The organism is Mycobacterium sp. MMS18-G62 (genome assembly GCF_053877835.1).
In genome coordinates this window covers 3,422,570-3,439,306 of the sequence record NZ_CM132662.1, presented here as the reverse complement: position 1 = coordinate 3,439,306, position 16,737 = coordinate 3,422,570, and the positions used below count along the sequence as shown (strand labels likewise).

Annotated in this window: 16 protein-coding genes and 1 pseudogene; 14 read left to right on the top strand and 3 right to left on the bottom strand. The window is 65.8% G+C overall.

The genetic code is table 11. The features are described from left to right. The first annotated feature begins 20 nt into the window (after positions 1–20). Complete coding sequence (locus tag ACWW36_RS17125; protein ID WP_456137191.1) at positions 21–1,457, top strand: wax ester/triacylglycerol synthase family O-acyltransferase; 1,437 nt, start codon at positions 21–23, stop codon at positions 1,455–1,457. A gap of 25 nt (positions 1,458–1,482) precedes the next feature. Here ACWW36_RS17125 and ACWW36_RS17120 read toward each other — a convergent pair whose 3' ends face one another. Continuing rightward, a complete protein-coding gene (locus ACWW36_RS17120) occupies positions 1,483–2,697 on the bottom strand; it encodes an alpha/beta hydrolase (protein ID WP_456137190.1) in 1,215 nt (404 codons plus the stop codon). A gap of 258 nt (positions 2,698–2,955) precedes the next feature. On the opposite strand from ACWW36_RS17120, the gene ACWW36_RS17115 reads away from it, so the two are divergent. After that, entirely contained in the window at positions 2,956–4,347 is a 1,392-nt protein-coding gene (locus ACWW36_RS17115) for an acyl-CoA dehydrogenase family protein (RefSeq protein ID WP_456137189.1), read from the top strand. 21 nt (positions 4,348–4,368) lie between these two features. Next, positions 4,369–5,583, top strand: a complete 1,215-nt coding sequence (locus ACWW36_RS17110; protein WP_456137188.1) for an acyl-CoA dehydrogenase family protein — start codon at positions 4,369–4,371, stop codon at positions 5,581–5,583. Between the two features lie 68 nt (positions 5,584–5,651). Here ACWW36_RS17110 and ACWW36_RS17105 read toward each other — a convergent pair whose 3' ends face one another. Beyond that, positions 5,652–6,650, bottom strand: a complete 999-nt coding sequence (locus tag ACWW36_RS17105; protein WP_456137187.1) for an acrylyl-CoA reductase family protein — start codon at positions 6,648–6,650, stop codon at positions 5,652–5,654. A gap of 73 nt (positions 6,651–6,723) precedes the next feature. Further along, a complete protein-coding gene (locus ACWW36_RS17100) occupies positions 6,724–7,698 on the bottom strand; it encodes an esterase family protein (protein WP_456137186.1) in 975 nt (324 codons plus the stop codon). Between the two features lie 291 nt (positions 7,699–7,989). Between ACWW36_RS17100 and ACWW36_RS17095 the strand changes: the two genes are divergently transcribed. From ACWW36_RS17095 to ACWW36_RS17045, 11 genes and pseudogenes are all read left to right on the top strand, one after another. After that, entirely contained in the window at positions 7,990–8,556 is a 567-nt protein-coding gene (locus ACWW36_RS17095; protein WP_456137185.1) for a TetR/AcrR family transcriptional regulator, read from the top strand. A 38-nt stretch (positions 8,557–8,594) separates the two neighbouring features. Beyond that, positions 8,595–8,717: pseudogene (locus tag ACWW36_RS17090) on the top strand (acyl-CoA dehydrogenase); the annotation flags it as partial. Positions 8,718–8,729: 12 nt separating this feature from the next. Continuing rightward, positions 8,730–9,119 carry a nitroreductase/quinone reductase family protein gene (locus ACWW36_RS17085; protein ID WP_456137184.1) on the top strand — a complete coding sequence of 130 codons (390 nt, stop codon included), beginning with the start codon at positions 8,730–8,732 and terminating at the stop codon, positions 9,117–9,119. A 68-nt stretch (positions 9,120–9,187) separates the two neighbouring features. Continuing rightward, the gene (locus ACWW36_RS17080) at positions 9,188–10,279 is read left to right on the top strand and encodes a homogentisate 1,2-dioxygenase (protein WP_456137183.1); all 1,092 of its coding nucleotides are present in this window, start codon (positions 9,188–9,190) and stop codon (positions 10,277–10,279) included. After that, on the top strand, positions 10,279–11,469 hold the full coding sequence (locus ACWW36_RS17075) for an alpha/beta hydrolase family protein (protein ID WP_456137182.1): 1,191 nt from the start codon (positions 10,279–10,281) through the stop codon (positions 11,467–11,469). Before ACWW36_RS17080 ends, ACWW36_RS17075 begins: the two co-directional genes overlap by 1 nt. After that, positions 11,466–12,668 (top strand): CaiB/BaiF CoA transferase family protein, encoded by a 1,203-nt coding sequence (locus ACWW36_RS17070; RefSeq protein WP_456137181.1) that lies wholly within the window; start codon positions 11,466–11,468, stop codon positions 12,666–12,668. The genes ACWW36_RS17075 and ACWW36_RS17070 overlap by 4 nt, the downstream gene beginning before the upstream one ends. Further along, the gene (locus tag ACWW36_RS17065; protein ID WP_456137180.1) at positions 12,665–13,573 is read left to right on the top strand and encodes a hydroxymethylglutaryl-CoA lyase; all 909 of its coding nucleotides are present in this window, start codon (positions 12,665–12,667) and stop codon (positions 13,571–13,573) included. Before ACWW36_RS17070 ends, ACWW36_RS17065 begins: the two co-directional genes overlap by 4 nt. A 3-nt stretch (positions 13,574–13,576) precedes the next feature. Further along, complete coding sequence (locus ACWW36_RS17060) at positions 13,577–14,188, top strand: TetR/AcrR family transcriptional regulator (RefSeq protein ID WP_456137179.1); 612 nt, start codon at positions 13,577–13,579, stop codon at positions 14,186–14,188. Between the two features lie 15 nt (positions 14,189–14,203). Next, the gene (locus ACWW36_RS17055; RefSeq protein ID WP_456137178.1) at positions 14,204–15,442 is read left to right on the top strand and encodes an acyl-CoA dehydrogenase family protein; all 1,239 of its coding nucleotides are present in this window, start codon (positions 14,204–14,206) and stop codon (positions 15,440–15,442) included. Then, on the top strand, positions 15,439–16,401 hold the full coding sequence (locus tag ACWW36_RS17050) for a phosphotransferase family protein (protein ID WP_456137177.1): 963 nt from the start codon (positions 15,439–15,441) through the stop codon (positions 16,399–16,401). Before ACWW36_RS17055 ends, ACWW36_RS17050 begins: the two co-directional genes overlap by 4 nt. After that, positions 16,398–16,736, top strand: a complete 339-nt coding sequence (locus tag ACWW36_RS17045) for a DUF6285 domain-containing protein (RefSeq protein WP_456137176.1) — start codon at positions 16,398–16,400, stop codon at positions 16,734–16,736. Before ACWW36_RS17050 ends, ACWW36_RS17045 begins: the two co-directional genes overlap by 4 nt. Position 16,737 lies beyond the last annotated feature (1 nt).

The window sequence follows — 16,737 nt, the reverse complement described above, 5'->3', positions numbered from 1 at the left end:
TGGCGGCGAATGGGGTGTGCGTGCAGCAGCTGAGTTGGACAGACGACATGATGCTGCGCGCCGAGCGGCCGGAAACGCCGATGCAGATTCAGATGCTGCTGATCTACGACCCGTCAACTGCTCCCGGTGGAAAGGTCACCTACAAGGGCATCCTCGAAGAGATCGGCGCCCGTTTGCATCTCGCGCCGACCTTCCGGCGGCGGCTGACGGATCTGCCCGGCGGTTTGCATATGCCGTATTGGGTGGACGACCCCGATTTCGATCTTGAATACCACGTCCGTCACATCGCGTTGCCGCAGCCGGGAGACTGGCGTCAACTGTGCATCCAGATCGCGCGCATCCATGCTCGTCAGATCGACCTGCGCCGTCCGCCGTGGGAGATGACGATCATCGAGGGACTGAATTCGGTGCCGGGGGTTCCGCGGGGAGCATTCGCCATCGGCCTCAAGTTGCACCATTCCGTGGTCGACGGGATGGAAAGCGTCGAGCTGATGGCCGCAATGCACGACCTCGCGCCCGACGGTCCTCGCCCCAACCCGCCCGAAACGCCTTGGGAGCCAAGTGCATTGCCGTCGACGGTGAATCTGGTGTCGCGAACTGCGATCAATGGTGCGCTCTATCCGATTCGCGCAAGCAGCGTGGTGATTCCCAGCGCGCTGAGGGCAGTCGGCCAATTAGCAGGGCTGCCGGGCAAATTGGCCGGGGGTATCGCCTCCACGTTGGGGGGAGGCTCAGGTTCGATCTTCGCTCCGACGACACGGTTCAATGCTTCGGCCTCTCCGCATCGAGTTTTCGAAGCCCGCTTCCACGACCTCGCCGACTTTCAGCGGATCAAGGCGAGCGTGCCGAAGGCGACGATCAACGACGTGGCGGTGGCATACGTCGGTGGGGCTTTGCGTCGATACCTCGAAGGCCACGGTGAGTTGCCCGACGAATCACTCGTGGCCGCCTGTCCCGCGTCGATCCGAGACGCCAGTGACCAAGGCAGTGGCGGCAACCGGTTGTTCGGCAGGTTGCAGTCGCTGGAAACGAATTCGGCGGACCCACACGAACGGCTCACATCGATCGTCGCCGAGTCTGCCGACTTTCGAGAGAACTCGGATTCGTCGAGCAGAACCCGCCTCATGGAACTCGTGGGACTGGTTCCCACCACGCTGCTCGGCCTCACGGTGAAAGCGGCGTCGGCGATGCCGTTTTCGGGGCCCACCATCGCCAACACCACGGTGAGCAACGTGCCGGGCCCGACGGTGCCCATCTACTTCGCAGGCGCACGCCTCGTTCGAGTCACCGGCCTGGGTCCGTTGATCGCGGGGATGAACCTCTTCCATGTCATCGCGAGCTACAACGGAACCGTGTCCATGGGGGTCACCGCCGACCGCGATGCTCTGCCCGACCCCGCGAACTATGCCGACTGTATGCAGGCTGCGTTCGACGACCTGCTGGCAGCAGCCGACTAGCGTTTCAGCCCGTTGCTATCCATTGCTATCCGGCCGCGTCTACTGGCGCGTGCGGGCCGGTCTGATGAATGTGGTTGAGGAACAGTCCGATTGCGCGGACCGCTGCGCTGGTCAGGATCCCGTCGGTGAGATCGAAACCATGCCCGGCACCGGGCAACTCAACGTAGCCGACCGGCTTGTTCGACGTGTCGCGCAGCCGCTCGACGAATTGGCGTGCTTCACCGACCGGGATGATCACATCACGCGCGCCGTGTATGACCAGGAACGGCGGCGCTTCCGCGTGCACACGGGCTACCGGCGACGCGTCGCGGAACAGTGCGGGTTTACGGGATTGGCGACGTTTGACCACCACTCGTTCGAGGAAGTCCATGAACCGTTCCCGTTCGGGTGTCGAGCGGCCCTCCCAGTCATAGCGGCCGTATATGCTCACGACCGCGTCGACCGAGGTGTCCGCCGACGGCTCGAGCTCGGACTGCCATTGCTCTTCGCCTGGGGTGAGGCCCGCGAGGCTGGCCATGTGTCCGCCGGCCGAGCACCCGGCAACGGCGACGAAGTTGCGGTTACCGCCGTACTGGTCCGCGTTCGCGCGCGCCCATGCGATGGCCGCCTTCACATCGATGATCTGGCGCGGCCAGCGGTAACGGGGGCTTGTTCGGTACTGCACCGACAAGCACACCCAACCCAACTCCGCGAGATATGCCATCAACTCGTGGCCTTGCAGCGCCCGGCTGCCGAAAACCCACGCGCCGCCGGGCAGGAACACCAGCACTGGGGCCGGCCCCACGAGGTCTTCGCGCCGCCAGACGTCGAGCAACTGACCCGGTTCGTCGCCGTATGGGACGGACGCGCGGAACACGGACCGCCGGAGTCGGCCGGCATTGCGCCATGGCGTACCTGCATCGGAGATTGACCAGGGTTCGGCCAACGCCTCGGCGGCCACGATGTCGCACAGGCCGGCCGCCATCAGGCTGGCCAATCCGGGCGCTTCGGCGCGTGTGCTGGCTGCGCCCGGGCCTAGGCGGTGTTTCGCCGACGACATGAAGTCCGGCAGATAGCGGGCGCCCCACACGCTCAGGGCGGCCATCCCACCGACAGGTTCGAGATACCGGCCGATCAGGGGCAGTGAGGACGTGACAGCACCCGCCGCGACGAGGTAGTCCTCCAACCGTGCGTGCACCAGCCAGTTCGCGTGAGCACGCATCATCCGCGAAACCTGCCTCGAACCTCGCGGAAGATCCATTCCGGCAGATTAGGCCACGGATGGGGTCTGCAAACACCGATTGCCGGATCCGTCATGATGGAATTTGCCTGCCGCACATCGGGTGCGACCAAAATCGACGCGGCATCGAGTTGCCGCCAGCTAATCGACCTACGACCAGGACCCGGATGTGAACTGCCTTACAAACGCAACGACCTTACTCAAGAGTCAGTTCCGATACCTTACTCTGGAGTCAGTTCGGTACGCGCGGACTTCCCACCACCAAGCGAGGCAGCCGAGATGACCAACACCCTGCCGTCCAAGAACGGATCCAAACCGCGACCCAATCGCGCCGAGAGCGCCGTCGGGTTGCAAAGGCACAAGCGAACCCCGACCGACATCGGCCTGGCGCTGTTGACACCACTCGTCGGCCAGGAGTTCCTGGACAAGCACAACCTTCGCGACCCGCTCAATCGCGGGCTGCGCTACGGCGTGAAGCAAGTCTTCAGCGTTGCGGGCGCCACGACCCGACAGTTCAAGAAGGTGTCTGGTTCCAAGACCGGGCCGACCCGCCTGAAGCGCAGTGGGGCCGACTACTTCGACCTGACTCCCGACGACGAGCAGAAGATGATCGTCGAGACGGTCGGCGAATTCGCCGAAGAGGTCATGCGGCCCGCCGCCCACGACGCCGATGCGGCTGCCGCCTATCCAAAAGAGCTTGTCTCGAAGGCATCCGAACTCGGCATCACGGCCATCAATGTGCCCGAGGATTTCGAAGGCATCGCCGACCGTCGGGCCGCAGTGACGAATGTGCTTGTGGCAGAAGCCCTGGCCTACGGCGACATGGGCCTGGCGCTGCCGATACTTGCACCCGCAGGCGTCGCATCGGCGCTGACGCACTGGGGCAGCGCCGGCCAGCAGGCCACCTATCTCAAGGAGTTCGCCGGGGAGAACGTGCCGCAGGCGTGTGTGGCGATCGCCGAACCGCATCCACTGTTCGACCCGACCGCACTGAAGACGACAGCCGTGCGCACACCCAGCGGCTACCGACTCGACGGCGTCAAGTCGTTGGTGCCCGCCGCCACAAACGCTGAATTATTCATCGTGGCAGCACAACTCAACGGTAAGCCGGCGTTGTTCATCGTCGAATCCTCGGCCAAGGGCCTGACCGTCACGCCGGACCCGAGCATGGGTATTCGCGCCGCGGCGCTCGGCCAGGTCGAACTCGACCGCGTGACCCTGCCTTTGACCGCACGGCTCGGCGAGGACGGCGCCTCCGATGCGGACTATTCGGAGGCCGTGGCGCTGTCCCGGCTCGGCTGGGCGGCGCTGGCCGTCGGCACCGCCCACGCCGTGCTCGACTACGTGGTGCCCTACGTCAAGGAGCGCCACGCGTTCGGCGAGCCGATCGCCCACCGCCAGGCGGTGGCGTTCATGTGCGCCAACATCGCCATCGAATTCGACGGGCTGCGGCTGATCACATGGCGTGGCGCGGCACGCGCAGACCAGGGCCTGCCATTCGCCCGCGAGGCCGCGCTGGCCAAGCGGCTGGGTACCGACAAGGGCATGCAGATCGGTCTGGACGGCGTACAGCTGCTGGGCGGCCACGGCTACACCAAGGAACACCCGGTCGAACGCTGGTACCGCGACCTTCGGGCCATCGGCGTCGCCGAGGGTGTCGTCGTCATCTAACTGAAGATCGGAAGACGAACAATGGCAATCAATCTGGAACTTCCCCGCAAACTGCAAGCGGTGATCGAGAAGGCGCACCAGGGCGCCGCCGAGATGCTGCGGCCGATCTCGCGCAAGTACGACCTGCGCGAGCACGACTATCCGGTCGAGCTCGAGACGTTGGCCACACTCTTCGAAGGGATCTCGGCGGCCAAGACCATCTCGTTCGCAGGCGCCGAAGCCTTCCGTGACGGTGACGAACCCAAAGACGCCAACCACAACGGCGGCAACATGTCGGCGGTGCTCAATGTGATGGAGATCAGTTGGGGCGACGTCGCATTGATGCTTTCCGTGCCGCGTCAGGGCCTCGGGAACGCCGCCATTTCCGGCGTCGCGACCGACGAGCAGCTGAAGCAGCTCGGCTCCGGAGTCTGGGCGGCGATGGCGATCACCGAGCCGGGCTTCGGCTCCGACTCTGCGGCGGTGTCGACGACGGCCAAGCTGGACGGCGACGAGTATGTGATCAACGGCGAGAAGATCTTCGTCACCGCGGGATCGCGCGCCACGCACATCGTGGTGTGGGCGACGCTCGACAAGTCGTTGGGCCGCGCAGCCATCAAGTCGTTCGTCGTGCCGCGAGAGTATCCCGGTGTGACCGTCGAGCGCCTCGAAGACAAGCTGGGCATCAAGGCCTCCGACACGGCGGTGATCCGGTTCGACAACGTCCGCATCCCCAAAGACAATCTGCTCGGCAGCCCGGAAATCCACGTGGACAAGGGTTTTGCCGGGGTCATGGAGACGTTCGACAACACTCGCCCGGTCGTCGCGGCGATGGCCGTCGGCATCGCCCGCGCCGCGCTGGAGGAGCTGCGCAAGACCCTCACCGCCGCGGGTGTGGAGATCTCCTACGACAAGCCCGCCCACGCGCAGAGCGCTCCCGCAGCGGAGTTCTTGCGGATGGAGGCCGACTGGGAGGCCGCGTATCTGTTGATGGTGCGCTCGGCGTGGCAGGCCGACAATGACATTCCCAACTCAAAGGAAGCGTCGATGGGCAAGGCCAAGGCAGGCCGGGTGGCCAGCGACATCACGCTCAAGGCCGTCGAATTGGCGGGCACTGTCGGGTATTCCGAGCAGACTCTGCTCGAGAAGTGGGCACGCGATTCCAAGATCCTCGACATCTTCGAGGGCACGCAACAGATCCAGCAGCTGGTGGTCGCCCGCCGGCTGCTGGGCCTGTCATCGTCCGAGCTGAAGTAGGCCTGGGCGAGCAGACGCAAAAGCCCCCGACACGCCGACGTTTTGGGACATTTTGCGTCTGCTCGCGCTTAGAAGCCGTCGCGCACCACAACGCGGGTGCGGCCGGTGACACCGCCGCCTTTGATCGTGTGCAGTGCATCCGGCACTTCCAGCACCGAGATGTCATGGGTGATGTCGTCGAGGTGGCGCGGCTTCAGCTCCCCTGCGAGCTGACTCCACACGTCACGGCGATCCCCGATGGGCAACAGGACCGAGTCGATGCCCGCGAGCGTGACACCGCGCAGGATGAAGGGCATTACCGTCGTCGGCAGATCGGCCGATCCCGCAAGCCCCGAAATGGCCGCTACCCCACCATAATTCAATGTGCTCAACGCGTAAGCCAGTGGAGTCCCGCCGACGCAGTCGACGACCGCAGCCCACGCGGACTTGCCCAGCGGGCGTACCTTCTCCCCCTCTTCGGGCACTCGACCGATCGCCCGGTACGCGCCGAGCTTCATCAGCCAATCGTGTGCCTCGGACTTGCCGGTCGACGCGACGACCTCGTACCCCAGGCCGGCCAACAAGTCCACACTGACGCTGCCGACTCCGCCGGTTGCGCCGGTGACGAGGACGGGCCCGTCGGCCGGCTTGACGCCGTGCGCACGAATTGCGTTGACACTCATGGCCGCTGTGAAACCGGCCGTGCCGATCGCGGCGGCCTCAGCAGTCGTCAACTCGTCGAGCTTGACCAGATAGTCCGCCGGATAGCGGGCGGTGTCGGCATAGCCCCCGTGGCGGCCGGTGCCGATGTCGTATCCGTGCGCGACGACCCGGTCTCCGATCGCGAAGTCGGCCGCGTCGCTGGCGATCACGGTGCCCGCGACGTCGATGCCGGGGATCAACGGATACGACCGCGCCACACCGCCCTTGGGGGTGACGGCCAATGCATCCTTGTAGTTGATGCCGGAGTACTCGACGGCGATCTGCACGTCGCCCTCGGGCAGAAATGTCTCGTCGACAACCTCGTGTGCGAGCGTTATCGAACCTTCCGCGTCCTGGTGTGCGACCAACGCATTGACTGAGCCCATATCCGCTATTCCACCAGACGCAAAAGTCCCCGAACACTCGGCGTGTCGGGGACCTTTGCGTCTGCTCGGCGGATTAGCCGAGGTACGAGATCAGATCAGGCTTCATCTGCTGAAGCTGCTGACCCCAGTAGGCCCAGTTGTGGGTGCCGTTGGCCGGGAAGTTGAACACGGCGTTGTGGCCGCCAGCGGCGATGTAATTGTCGCGGAACGTCTCGTTGGTCCGGATCGTCAGGCCCTCGAGGAACGTGGCGGGAAGGTCGCCGCCACCCAGCTCGTTGGGTGTGCCGTTGCCGCAGTACACCCACAGGCGGGTGTTGTTCGCCACCAACGCCGGGATCTGGATCATCGGGTCGTTGCGCTTCCAGGCGCTGTTCGGGTCCTCGGTCGGGCCCCACATGTCGTTCGCCTTGTACCCGCCTGCGTCGCCCATCGCCATGTTGATCAGGAACGGCCATTGGCCTTCAGACGGGTTCAGGAACGCAGACAGCGATCCGGCATAGATGTACTGGTCGGGGTGATAGACGGCCAGGATCATCGCGGAGTTGCCCGCCATCGAGAGCCCGACCGCGGCGTTGCCCTGGGTGGACACGCCTCTGTTGGACGCCAGCCACTGCGGCAGCTCGCTGGTCAGGAAGGTCTCCCATTTGTAGGTCTGGCAGCCGCTCTTGCCGCACGCGGGCGAATACCAGTCGGAATAGAAGCTGGACTGCCCGCCCACCGGCATGATGATCGACAGCGGGGTGTCCAGGAACCACTCGAACGCCTGGGTGTTGATGTCCCAGCCGTTGTAGTCGTCCTGGGCGCGCAGTCCGTCGAGCAGGTACACCGCGTGGGAGCCGGTGCCCTTCTGGAACTGGACCTTGATGTCTCGGCCCATCGACGGTGACGGCACCATCAGGTACTCGACCGGTAGGCCTGGCCGCGAGAAGGCGCCAGCGGTGGCGGACCCTCCGACTAGACCGACCACGCCCGGTAGCAGGGCCGCCGCAATGGCTGCCACCGCGAACCGGCGCGCCCAATGGCCACGAATCTTGTCAACGAACCTCATAAGAGCAATTCCATCCATCTTCCGGTTACCGTGTAACTCGCTTCCCCCGACGATCTTGAGATCGCCATTCGGCACCGCAGCACTGGCTTCACTGCGCTGTCGCGCCCGCTCTACTGAGCCCGGTACGGCGGAAGAGCAGACCGAGAAAATTTCAGTTGTGTGCGTGTGCAGTAAAACATGTGACCAGTACCGGAGGAACCCCGACCGGCCTGAGCTGTCACATTCGTAATGTGACGAAGACCTTTACGTCAGCGTTAGTTATTGAGGCTTACTAGCCGTAGGCTGCCGCTCATGGCGAGGGCCCGGGCCACCACAACTAGCAGGTTGTCGGTCGATGACTGGATTCAGGCCGGCTTCGCGATCCTCGCCGAAGAGGGCATCAAGGCGCTCAAGATCGACCGGCTGTGCCGCCGTCTGGGAGTGACCAAGGGCAGTTTCTACTGGCACTTCACCGACATCGCGGGATACCGCTCCGCGCTCGTGCAGGCCTGGGGCGAATTGCGCGACGATGACCGCCGCCATTTCGGCGAGCTTGCCAGCCTGCCACCGCGCGAACGTCTCTCGCAGATGATGACGTCGCTGGTCAGCCCCAGTCACTGGACCCTGGAACGGGCGATGCGGGAGTGGGCCCGCACCGATGACGCGGCGGCCGCCAGCGTGCGGGCGGCCGATCAGCGGGTACTGAGCGCCGTGCGGCAGGCGTTTCTGGACGACGGATTCGACGCCGACGACGCCGACCTGCGCGCCAACGCCACCTTCGCGGCGGGCATCGGGCTCTTACACCTGGCAGGACGACAACCGAACGCGGACGCGGTGGAACGCCGCGAGCGGTTCCTGGACATCATGCTGAACCGCTGACGCCTCAGCATTCCGTACTAAAAAGTACGGCAGCGTCGCAGCGGATCAAGCGCGTCGTCGACGTGACAAGTGGTCACGTGGTGTTCGACTACGACACCACCCGTGAACTCGCCGCAGCGCTCACACTGGGGATGAAGGTGTCACGGACCGCAATGGTGTGAGAGGAGCCCAAGATGGCCGACGACCTGCGCGACCGCATTACCAATACCATTCAACGATATTTCGCAAACCCGCTGATGCGCCGGCTGCCCACCCAGACACTGCTGGAGACGACGGGCCGCAAGTCCGGTGAACCCAAGCGCACTCCGCTGGGCGGCAGCCGCGTCGGCGACCAGTTCTGGTTCGTGTCCGAGTTCGGCGACAAGTCGCAGTATGTGAGGAACATCAAGGCGAACCCGAACGTCCGCGTCCGCCTGCGCGGACGCTGGCATAACGGCGTCGCCCATCTGGTCCCCGACGACGACCCGCACGAGCGGCTTCGTTCACTGCCGCAGTTCAACAGCTTCGGCGTGCGCACGTTCGGCACGAACCTGCTCACGATTCGGGTCGACCTCACGGATTGACGTCGCCCTAGAAGTAAAACTAACCTCACTTTTACTTCTGTTTCGCCATTGCCGTCGATGGAGCCGCTATGGAATCGTTCGTCCACCTGCGAAAAGGCCGCACTCCCAAGCGTCTGCACGCTGATTTGGACGGCCTCAAGGACGACGAACTCAGCCGCGGCGGATTCACCGGACGGACGGCGAACATGTATCGCCGCCACGACCCCACCTCCTTCCGCACCTCTGGTCCTCTGCGCCCGATCGACGTGTTGTCCAGCGAGCTGAAACCCAGCGATGCGACCGACGCCGCCGGCGCGCCGCTGCTGATGTTCCACAACGCCGACTGCCGCGTCTACCTGAGTCGGCGTCGCGAGGAGATGCCGTACTACACACGCCACGTCGACGGCGACCTGCTCTGCTTCGTGCACGACGGAATGGGCCTACTCGAAACGGAATTCGGCCCGCTGCGATACCGCGCCGGCGACTGGGTCTATCTGCCGAAGGCCTGCACGTGGCGGCAAGTCCCGGATAAGGAGTCGACGCTGCTAATGGTCGAGGCCACCGACGAGTTCCGGGTGCCGCCGCCCGGCGCACTCGGCCGCCACTTCCCGTTCGACCCTTCGCAGGCGACGATCCCGGAGCCGGCCCCGATCGACGACGACGGCCGCGACGAGTACGAGGTCCGGCTCGTCCATGAGGGCGGCCCGACATCGCTTTACTACCAACACAATCCGATCGACGTGGAAGGTTGGCGCGGCGACAACTTCGCGTTCACGTTCAACATCGCCGACTACAACGTGGTGACCTCCGACAGCGTGCACCTGCCCCCGACCGTGCACCTGTTCATGCAGGCCACCGGCGTCTACGTGATGAACTTCCTGCCCAAGCCCGCCGAAAGCGTGCCCGGCACCGAACGCACACCGTGGTACCACCGCAACGTCGACTACGACGAGATCGCGTTCTTCCACGGCGGCTCGCTCTACGGCATCAACATGCCGCCAGGCCTGATATCCCATGCGCCGCAAGGTGTTCACCATGGCGCGCCGGAGAAGGCGCGTGAACGGGCGCGGCGGAAGTTCGACGACTATTCCCGCGTCGACTGGCAGGTGATCGCCGTCGACACGCGCAAGCGATTGACCCCGTCGGCCGAAGTCTTGGCCAATGACCTGGGCCAGCACTGATGACCACGGCCATCAAGTACGAATACGACCGAATCCCATATCTGGTTGCCTACCAGAATGATTCGAGCGCCCGCGATGTCTATGGCGGGGTGGCCGAATTGGTCGTGCTGGAGAGCTACCTGCTCAAGCCGAAGGCCAAGACATCAGACACCGTGCTGGTATTCATGCATCCGATCGGCGGCGGCGCATACCTGCCGATGATCAACGCGCTGGCCCGCGCGGGCCATCACGTCATCTACTGCAACAGCCGATTCCGCGGCACCGATTCGGCGCTGCTGATGGAGAAGGTGGTCCAGGACCTCGGCGAGTGCATCAAGGACGCCAAGAACCGGCTGGGCTACGAGCAGGTCGTGCTCGCGGGCTGGAGCGGCGGCGGCTCGCTGTCGGCGTTCTACCAGCAGCAGGCACAGCATCCGACGGTGACCGCCAGCCCGTCAGGCGACGGCCCCGACCTGACCAAGCTGGGCCTGATCCCCGCCGACGGCATCATGCTGCTGGCCGCCCACGTCAGCCGCCACGGCACGATGACCGAGTGGATGGACGCCTCGATCCTCGACGAGGCCGACCCGTCCAAGCGCGATCCCGAACTGGACTTGTACAACCCGGACAACCCCAACCAGCCGCCGTACACGGCCGAGTTCCTGCAGCGCTATCGGGAGGCGCAGATCGCGCGCAATCGTCGAATCACGAAGTGGGTCAAGGAGAAACTCGCCGAGCTCAAGTCAAGCGGACGCCCTGGCGCCGATGTTGAGGAGTTCGCCTTCGTCGTGCACGGCACGATGGCCGACCCCCGCTGGCTGGATCCGACAGTCGATCCGAACGAACGCACCCCAGGAACCTGCTACCTGGGCGATCCTCAAGTGGTGAACATGAGTCCGGTCGGGCTCGCCCGCTTTTGCACGCTGCGCAGCTGGCTGTCGCAGTGGAGCTACGACGACGCCAACGGCGACGCCGTCCAGTGCGGACCCGATATCGCGGTGCCCGCGCTGGTGATCGGCAACCTGGCCGACGACGCCTGCACGCCCAGCCACACTCGCCGGCTGTTCGAGGCCATCGGGCATGCTGATAAGGAGATGTACGAGATTCCCGGCGCCAACCACTATTACTCGGGCCCCGACCAACGTCAGACGTTGCGCGAGGCGGTCGGCATCGTGACCGATTGGCTGACGCGGCACGGTTTCGCGCAATGACCACCGGTGCACTCGACGGCATTCGCGTTCTGGAGGTCGGCACGCTGATCTCCGGACCCTTCGCGGGGCGGCTGCTTGGTGATATGGGCGCCGAAGTCATCAAGATCGAGCCGCCGGGGGCGCCGGATCCGTTGCGGACGTGGGGCCAGGCAGAGCTCGACGGCCATCACTTCTTCTGGACGGTGCATGCGCGCAACAAGAAGGCGATCACGCTGAACCTGCGCGAGGAGGCGGGCCGGGCACTGTTCCTCGACCTGGTCGAGCGCTCCGACGTGATCGTGGAGAACTTTCGGCCCGGCACGCTGGAGAAGTGGAACCTCGGCTACGAGGTGCTGCGTGAACGCAACCGCGGCATCATCTTGGTCCGCGTTTCCGGCTACGGCCAGACCGGACCCGAGGCGCACAAGGCGGGGTATGCGTCGGTTGCCGAGGCGGCCAGTGGGCTGCGGTACATGAACGGCTTTCCCGGTGGGCCGCCACCGCGGCTGGCGCTGTCACTGGGTGACAGCCTGGCCGGAATGTTCGCCGCGCAGGGCGCGCTGGCGGCGCTGTATCGACGCACGGTGTCCGGTGAAGGTCAGGTTGTCGACGCCGCGCTGACCGAATCCTGTTTGGCCATCCAGGAATCCACGATCCCCGACTACGACGTCGGCGGCGTGGTGCGCGGGCCGTCGGGCACGCGGCTGGAGCGCATCGCGCCGTCCAACATCTATCGCAGCGCCGACGGCAGCTGGGTGGTGATCGCGGCCAACCAGGACACGGTGTTCCGCCGGTTGTGCGCGGCGATGGATCAGCCAGAGCTGGCGACCGACGACCGGTTCGCCAATCATGTTGCCCGCGGCCGCAATCAGGACGAGCTCGACAAGATCATCGGTGCATGGGCGGCCGAGCGCCAGCCCGCCGACATCATCGCAACGCTGTCGGCCGCGGGGGTCATCTCCGGACCGATCAACACCGTCGCCGAAGTGGTCGAGGATCCGCAGTTGCAGTCGCGCGGGATGATCGCCGATCACTGGGACGAACGCATCGAGCGCAACGTCAAGGGCCCCGGCGTGGTGCCCGTGCTGTCGGAGACGCCGGGAAGCATCCGCAACGCGGGCCCGGCGCGACCGGGACAGCACAACGACGAGATCTACCGCGGGCTGCTCGGCCGAAGCGAGGCCGAACTCGAAGCACTGCGGGCGGAGGGCGTGCTATGACCGAATTGCCGACACATGTGGACATTCGCGACGTGTCGCTGCGCGACGGGTTGCAAATCGAGGACCCAATCCCGTTGTCCGCCAAGCTCGAATTGCTCGCCGCTGTGGCCGCCACGGGGGTGCGGGAGATGGAGGCCACGGCCTTCGTTTCCCCGTCGAAGGTGCCTGCGCTGGCCGATGCCGCCGAACTCGCCGCCGAGCTGCACAACTTCCCCGGTATCGAGTTCTCCGCGCTGGTCGCCAGCCCCAACGGCGCGAAACGCGCCATCGCCGCAGGGCTGCAGTCGATCGAATACGTGGTATCGGCCGCCGACGGGCACAGCCGCGCCAACGTCGGCCGCTCGACGGCCGAGGCGACCGCGCAGATCCCGGAGATCGTCGCCATCGCCCACGACAGCGACGCGTCCGTGGAGGTCATCGTCGCCACGGCATGGGACTGCCCGTTCGACGGGCCGACACCACACCAGCGGGTCATCGACGTCGTCACCGCCGCAACCGCCGCGGACGTCGACCGGCTCGCGATCGCCGACACGATCGGCACCACCACGCCGCGACGGGTCACCGATTTGATCGCGAAGATTCGTCCGCTGATCGGCGACACCCCGCTCGGCGCGCACTTCCACAACACCCGCGGCTCGGGACTGGCCAGCGCGTACGCCGCAGTCATGGCCGGTGTCACGCGGCTGGATGCGTCGGTGGGCGGGCTGGGTGGCTGCCCGTTCGCGCCGGGCGCCAGCGGCAACATCGCCACCGAGGACCTCGTGTACCTGTTGCGCGACAGCGGAATCCACGTGGACGTCGACCTGCAGGCCGCTATCGCCGCCGCCGAAGTGGCGCAACGCGTCGTCGGTCACGGCCTTCCGAGCTCATTGCTGCGCGCAGGCGACCGGCTGCTCGGGCTGTGAGCTGTGGCCGTCGAGACGCTCACTCCCAAGGGCCGCCAGACCCGCCATGCGATCGAGCAGGCGGCGCGGAAGCTGTTCGCCGAACGCGGGTTTCACGGCACAACGCTCGCGGATATCACGTCGGCCGCCGGCAAGTCGCCCGCTGTGTTCTACCGCTACTTCGCCGACAAGGAGGACCTCCTGGCCGCGCTGGCCGAGTCGTTCCTGCACGAGACAGTTGCACCGTCGGGGTCGAGTATCGGGTTGCCGAGTTCACCGGATGACGACGCGTACTTCACGGCCGTGGTGACCGGCTACTGGAACATCTTCAAACAGAACATCGGCATCATGATCGCCATGGCGCAACTCGCCGCCACCCAACCGCGATTCGCCGCGGTGCAGAACGAGTTTCGGCGCTTCGGCATGGACATCGTCGCGGCCTCGGTACGCCGCGCGCAGGAGCAGGGCTACGGCGACGAACTCGACCCGCAGCACACCGCCGCGGCCATCGCCCTGCTGTTCGAGAACTTCACCACCGTGTTCGTCGGCACGTCGGGCCTCGGGCTCGAGATCAGCGACGCAGATGCCATCGCCACACTGTCGAGAATCTGGAAAAAGACGCTGTACGGCTTTTGATCAAAGGAGATCACCGTGGATTTCGCTCTCCCCGACCACCTTCCCGGACTGCTCGAGGAGATGGACGCCTTCATCGAGGCCGAAATCAAGCCGCTTGAACGCGAGCACATGCAGTACTTCGACCAGCGTCGCGAGAACGCCCGCACCGACTGGGACAACGGTGGCATTCCGCGACGCGAGTGGGAGGACCTGCTCGGCGAGATGCGCAAGCGCGCCGATAAAGCCGGATGGCTGCGCTACGGGTTGCCTGCGCGGTTCGGTGGCCGCGACGGCACCAACCTCGATATGGCGGTCATCCGGGAGCACTTGGCGCACAAGGGTCTTGGGCTGCACAACGACCTGCAGGACGAGTCCTCGATCGTCGGGAACTTCCCGCAGGTCATCATGATGGAGCGGTTCGGCACCGACGAGCAGCAGGCCCAGTGGTGCGAGGCGCTGATCACCGGTGAGCGCTCGATGGCGTTCGGGCTGACGGAGCCGGGTCACGGATCCGATGCGACGTGGCTGGAGACCCGCGCCGAACCCGACGGCGACGAGTGGGTCATCAACGGCGCCAAGCGCTTCAACACCGGCGTGCACCGGGCCACCCACGACCTGATCTTCGCCCGCACGTCGGGCGAGCCCGGCCGGGCCCGCGGGATCACCGCGTTTCTGGTGCCCACCGACACAACCGGTTTCACGGTGCCGTACTACTGGTGGACGTTCAACATGCCCACCGACCACGGCGAGGTCGAGCTCAAAGACGTCCGTGTGCCTGCCGACGCGGTGCTCGGCGAGGTGGACCGCGGCCTGGAGGTCGGCCAGACGTTCCTGCACGAGAACAGGATTCGGCAGGCCGCGAGTAGCTTGGGCGCCGCGCAGTACTGCATCGACCGTGCGGTCGGCTACGCCAACGAGCGCAACGTGTTCGGCAAGCCGCTGTCGGTCAACCAGGCGGTGCAGTGGCCGCTGGTGGAGCTGCAGACCGAGGCGCAGATGGTGCGGCTGCTGGTCTATTACGCGGCCTGGCACCTCGACCACGAGCACCACATGGAGGTCTCCGACAAGGTGTCGATGGCCAACTACCGCGCCAACCGGCTGGTGTGCGAGGCCGCCGACCGCGCCATGCAGGTGTTCGGCGGCGTCGGGTACAGCCGCCACGAGCCGTTCGAACACATCTACCGCCACCACCGCCGATACCGGATCACCGAAGGCGCCGAGGAGATTCAGATACGGCGGGTGGCGCAGCGGCTGTTCGGATTCGGCAAGCATTGAGCACCGACGATCTGGCAGCCGCCCTGGCCAAGGTGCTCGGTGGCGATGTCGTCGTCGAGAATCTGCGCCCGCTGACGGGCGGCGCGAGCCGCACCACGTGGGCCTTCGACGCGGTGACCGACGAAAGGCGGCCGCTGATCCTGCGCACCGGCCCACCCGACGAGGTCCACGCCGGCATGGAGCTCGAGGCCATCGTTCAGCAGCGGGCTGCGGCCGCAGGGGCGCCGGTCCCCCGCATTGTTGCCGCCGACAATTCGCCTGCGGCGCTGGGCAATCCGTATCTGATCTGCGAGGCGATCGACGGTGAGACGATCGTACGGCGGATTCAGCGCAGCCTCGACGACACCGGCCGCGATCGCTTGCTGCAGCAGTGCGCGCAGGCGCTCGCGGCGATCCACCGCGCCGACCCGTCCGGCGTCGAACTGTCAGATGTCGACCAACTCGCGGAGTGGCGGCAACGTCTCGACGAAATGGGCGACACCACAGCCACATTCGAGTGGGCGTTTCGGTGGCTGGACGGGCACCGGCCGCAACCGTCGCCGCAGCGATTGGTGCACGGCGACTTTCGGATGGGCAACCTGATCGTCGACGATTCGGGATTGGCCGCGGTGCTGGACTGGGAGCTGGTGCACCTCGGAGAGATATACGAGGACCTGGCCTGGTTCTGTATCCGGGCCTGGCGTTTCGGCGCCCCCGAACACCTCGGCGCCGGCGGCCTCGGCAGCGTGGAGAGCTTTCTGTCCGCCTACGAAGCGGCTGCCGGCACGACCGTCGACCGCGACGCGTTCCGGTGGTGGTTGACGCTGGCCACCCTGCGCTGGGGCGTCATCTGCCGGTTCCAGGCCGAACGGCACCTGTCAGGGCAGACGCCGTCGGTGGAACTGGCCGCGATCGGTCGGCGCGTCGCGGAAACAGAATGGGACGTGCTGGATCTGCTTGAGGGAGGCGGACCGCGATGAATATCTACGGACGGCCCACCGCGGCCGAACTCGTCGCCGCCGTCGCTGATTTCCTCGACAACGACGCGCGCGCCGCCACCGCGCCGGACGCCCAGGTCAACTTCCACGCCCGTGTCGCCGCCAACGTGTTGCGCATCGTCGAGCGCGAACTGACGGCCTCCCACGCCGAGGTCACCGATGCGCTGGCCGCGCTCGGCTTCACCGACGAAGACCAACTGGCCGCAGCCATCCGCGACGGCGATCTCGACGACCGGGCCGCCGACGTCCTGCCCACCCTGCGCACGCTGGTCCGTCACCGGCTGGCGATCGCGCACCCCGGATACGACCAGGCGTGAC

What these genes read in the sequence shown, in the direction of transcription:
- ACWW36_RS17120 (WP_456137190.1), bottom strand. Translation starts at nt 2,697, where the DNA reads ATGGATCTTCCGCGAGGTTCGAGGCAGGTTTCGCGGATGATGCGTGCT.
- ACWW36_RS17115 (WP_456137189.1), top strand. Translation starts at nt 2,956, where the DNA reads ATGACCAACACCCTGCCGTCCAAGAACGGATCCAAACCGCGACCCAAT.
- ACWW36_RS17110 (WP_456137188.1), top strand. Translation starts at nt 4,369, where the DNA reads ATGGCAATCAATCTGGAACTTCCCCGCAAACTGCAAGCGGTGATCGAG.
- ACWW36_RS17105 (WP_456137187.1), bottom strand. Translation starts at nt 6,650, where the DNA reads ATGGGCTCAGTCAATGCGTTGGTCGCACACCAGGACGCGGAAGGTTCG.
- ACWW36_RS17100 (WP_456137186.1), bottom strand. Translation starts at nt 7,698, where the DNA reads ATGAGGTTCGTTGACAAGATTCGTGGCCATTGGGCGCGCCGGTTCGCG.
- ACWW36_RS17095 (WP_456137185.1), top strand. Translation starts at nt 7,990, where the DNA reads ATGGCGAGGGCCCGGGCCACCACAACTAGCAGGTTGTCGGTCGATGAC.
- ACWW36_RS17085 (WP_456137184.1), top strand. Translation starts at nt 8,730, where the DNA reads ATGGCCGACGACCTGCGCGACCGCATTACCAATACCATTCAACGATAT.
- ACWW36_RS17080 (WP_456137183.1), top strand. Translation starts at nt 9,188, where the DNA reads ATGGAATCGTTCGTCCACCTGCGAAAAGGCCGCACTCCCAAGCGTCTG.
- ACWW36_RS17075 (WP_456137182.1), top strand. Translation starts at nt 10,279, where the DNA reads ATGACCACGGCCATCAAGTACGAATACGACCGAATCCCATATCTGGTT.
- ACWW36_RS17070 (WP_456137181.1), top strand. Translation starts at nt 11,466, where the DNA reads ATGACCACCGGTGCACTCGACGGCATTCGCGTTCTGGAGGTCGGCACG.
- ACWW36_RS17065 (WP_456137180.1), top strand. Translation starts at nt 12,665, where the DNA reads ATGACCGAATTGCCGACACATGTGGACATTCGCGACGTGTCGCTGCGC.
- ACWW36_RS17045 (WP_456137176.1), top strand. Translation starts at nt 16,398, where the DNA reads ATGAATATCTACGGACGGCCCACCGCGGCCGAACTCGTCGCCGCCGTC.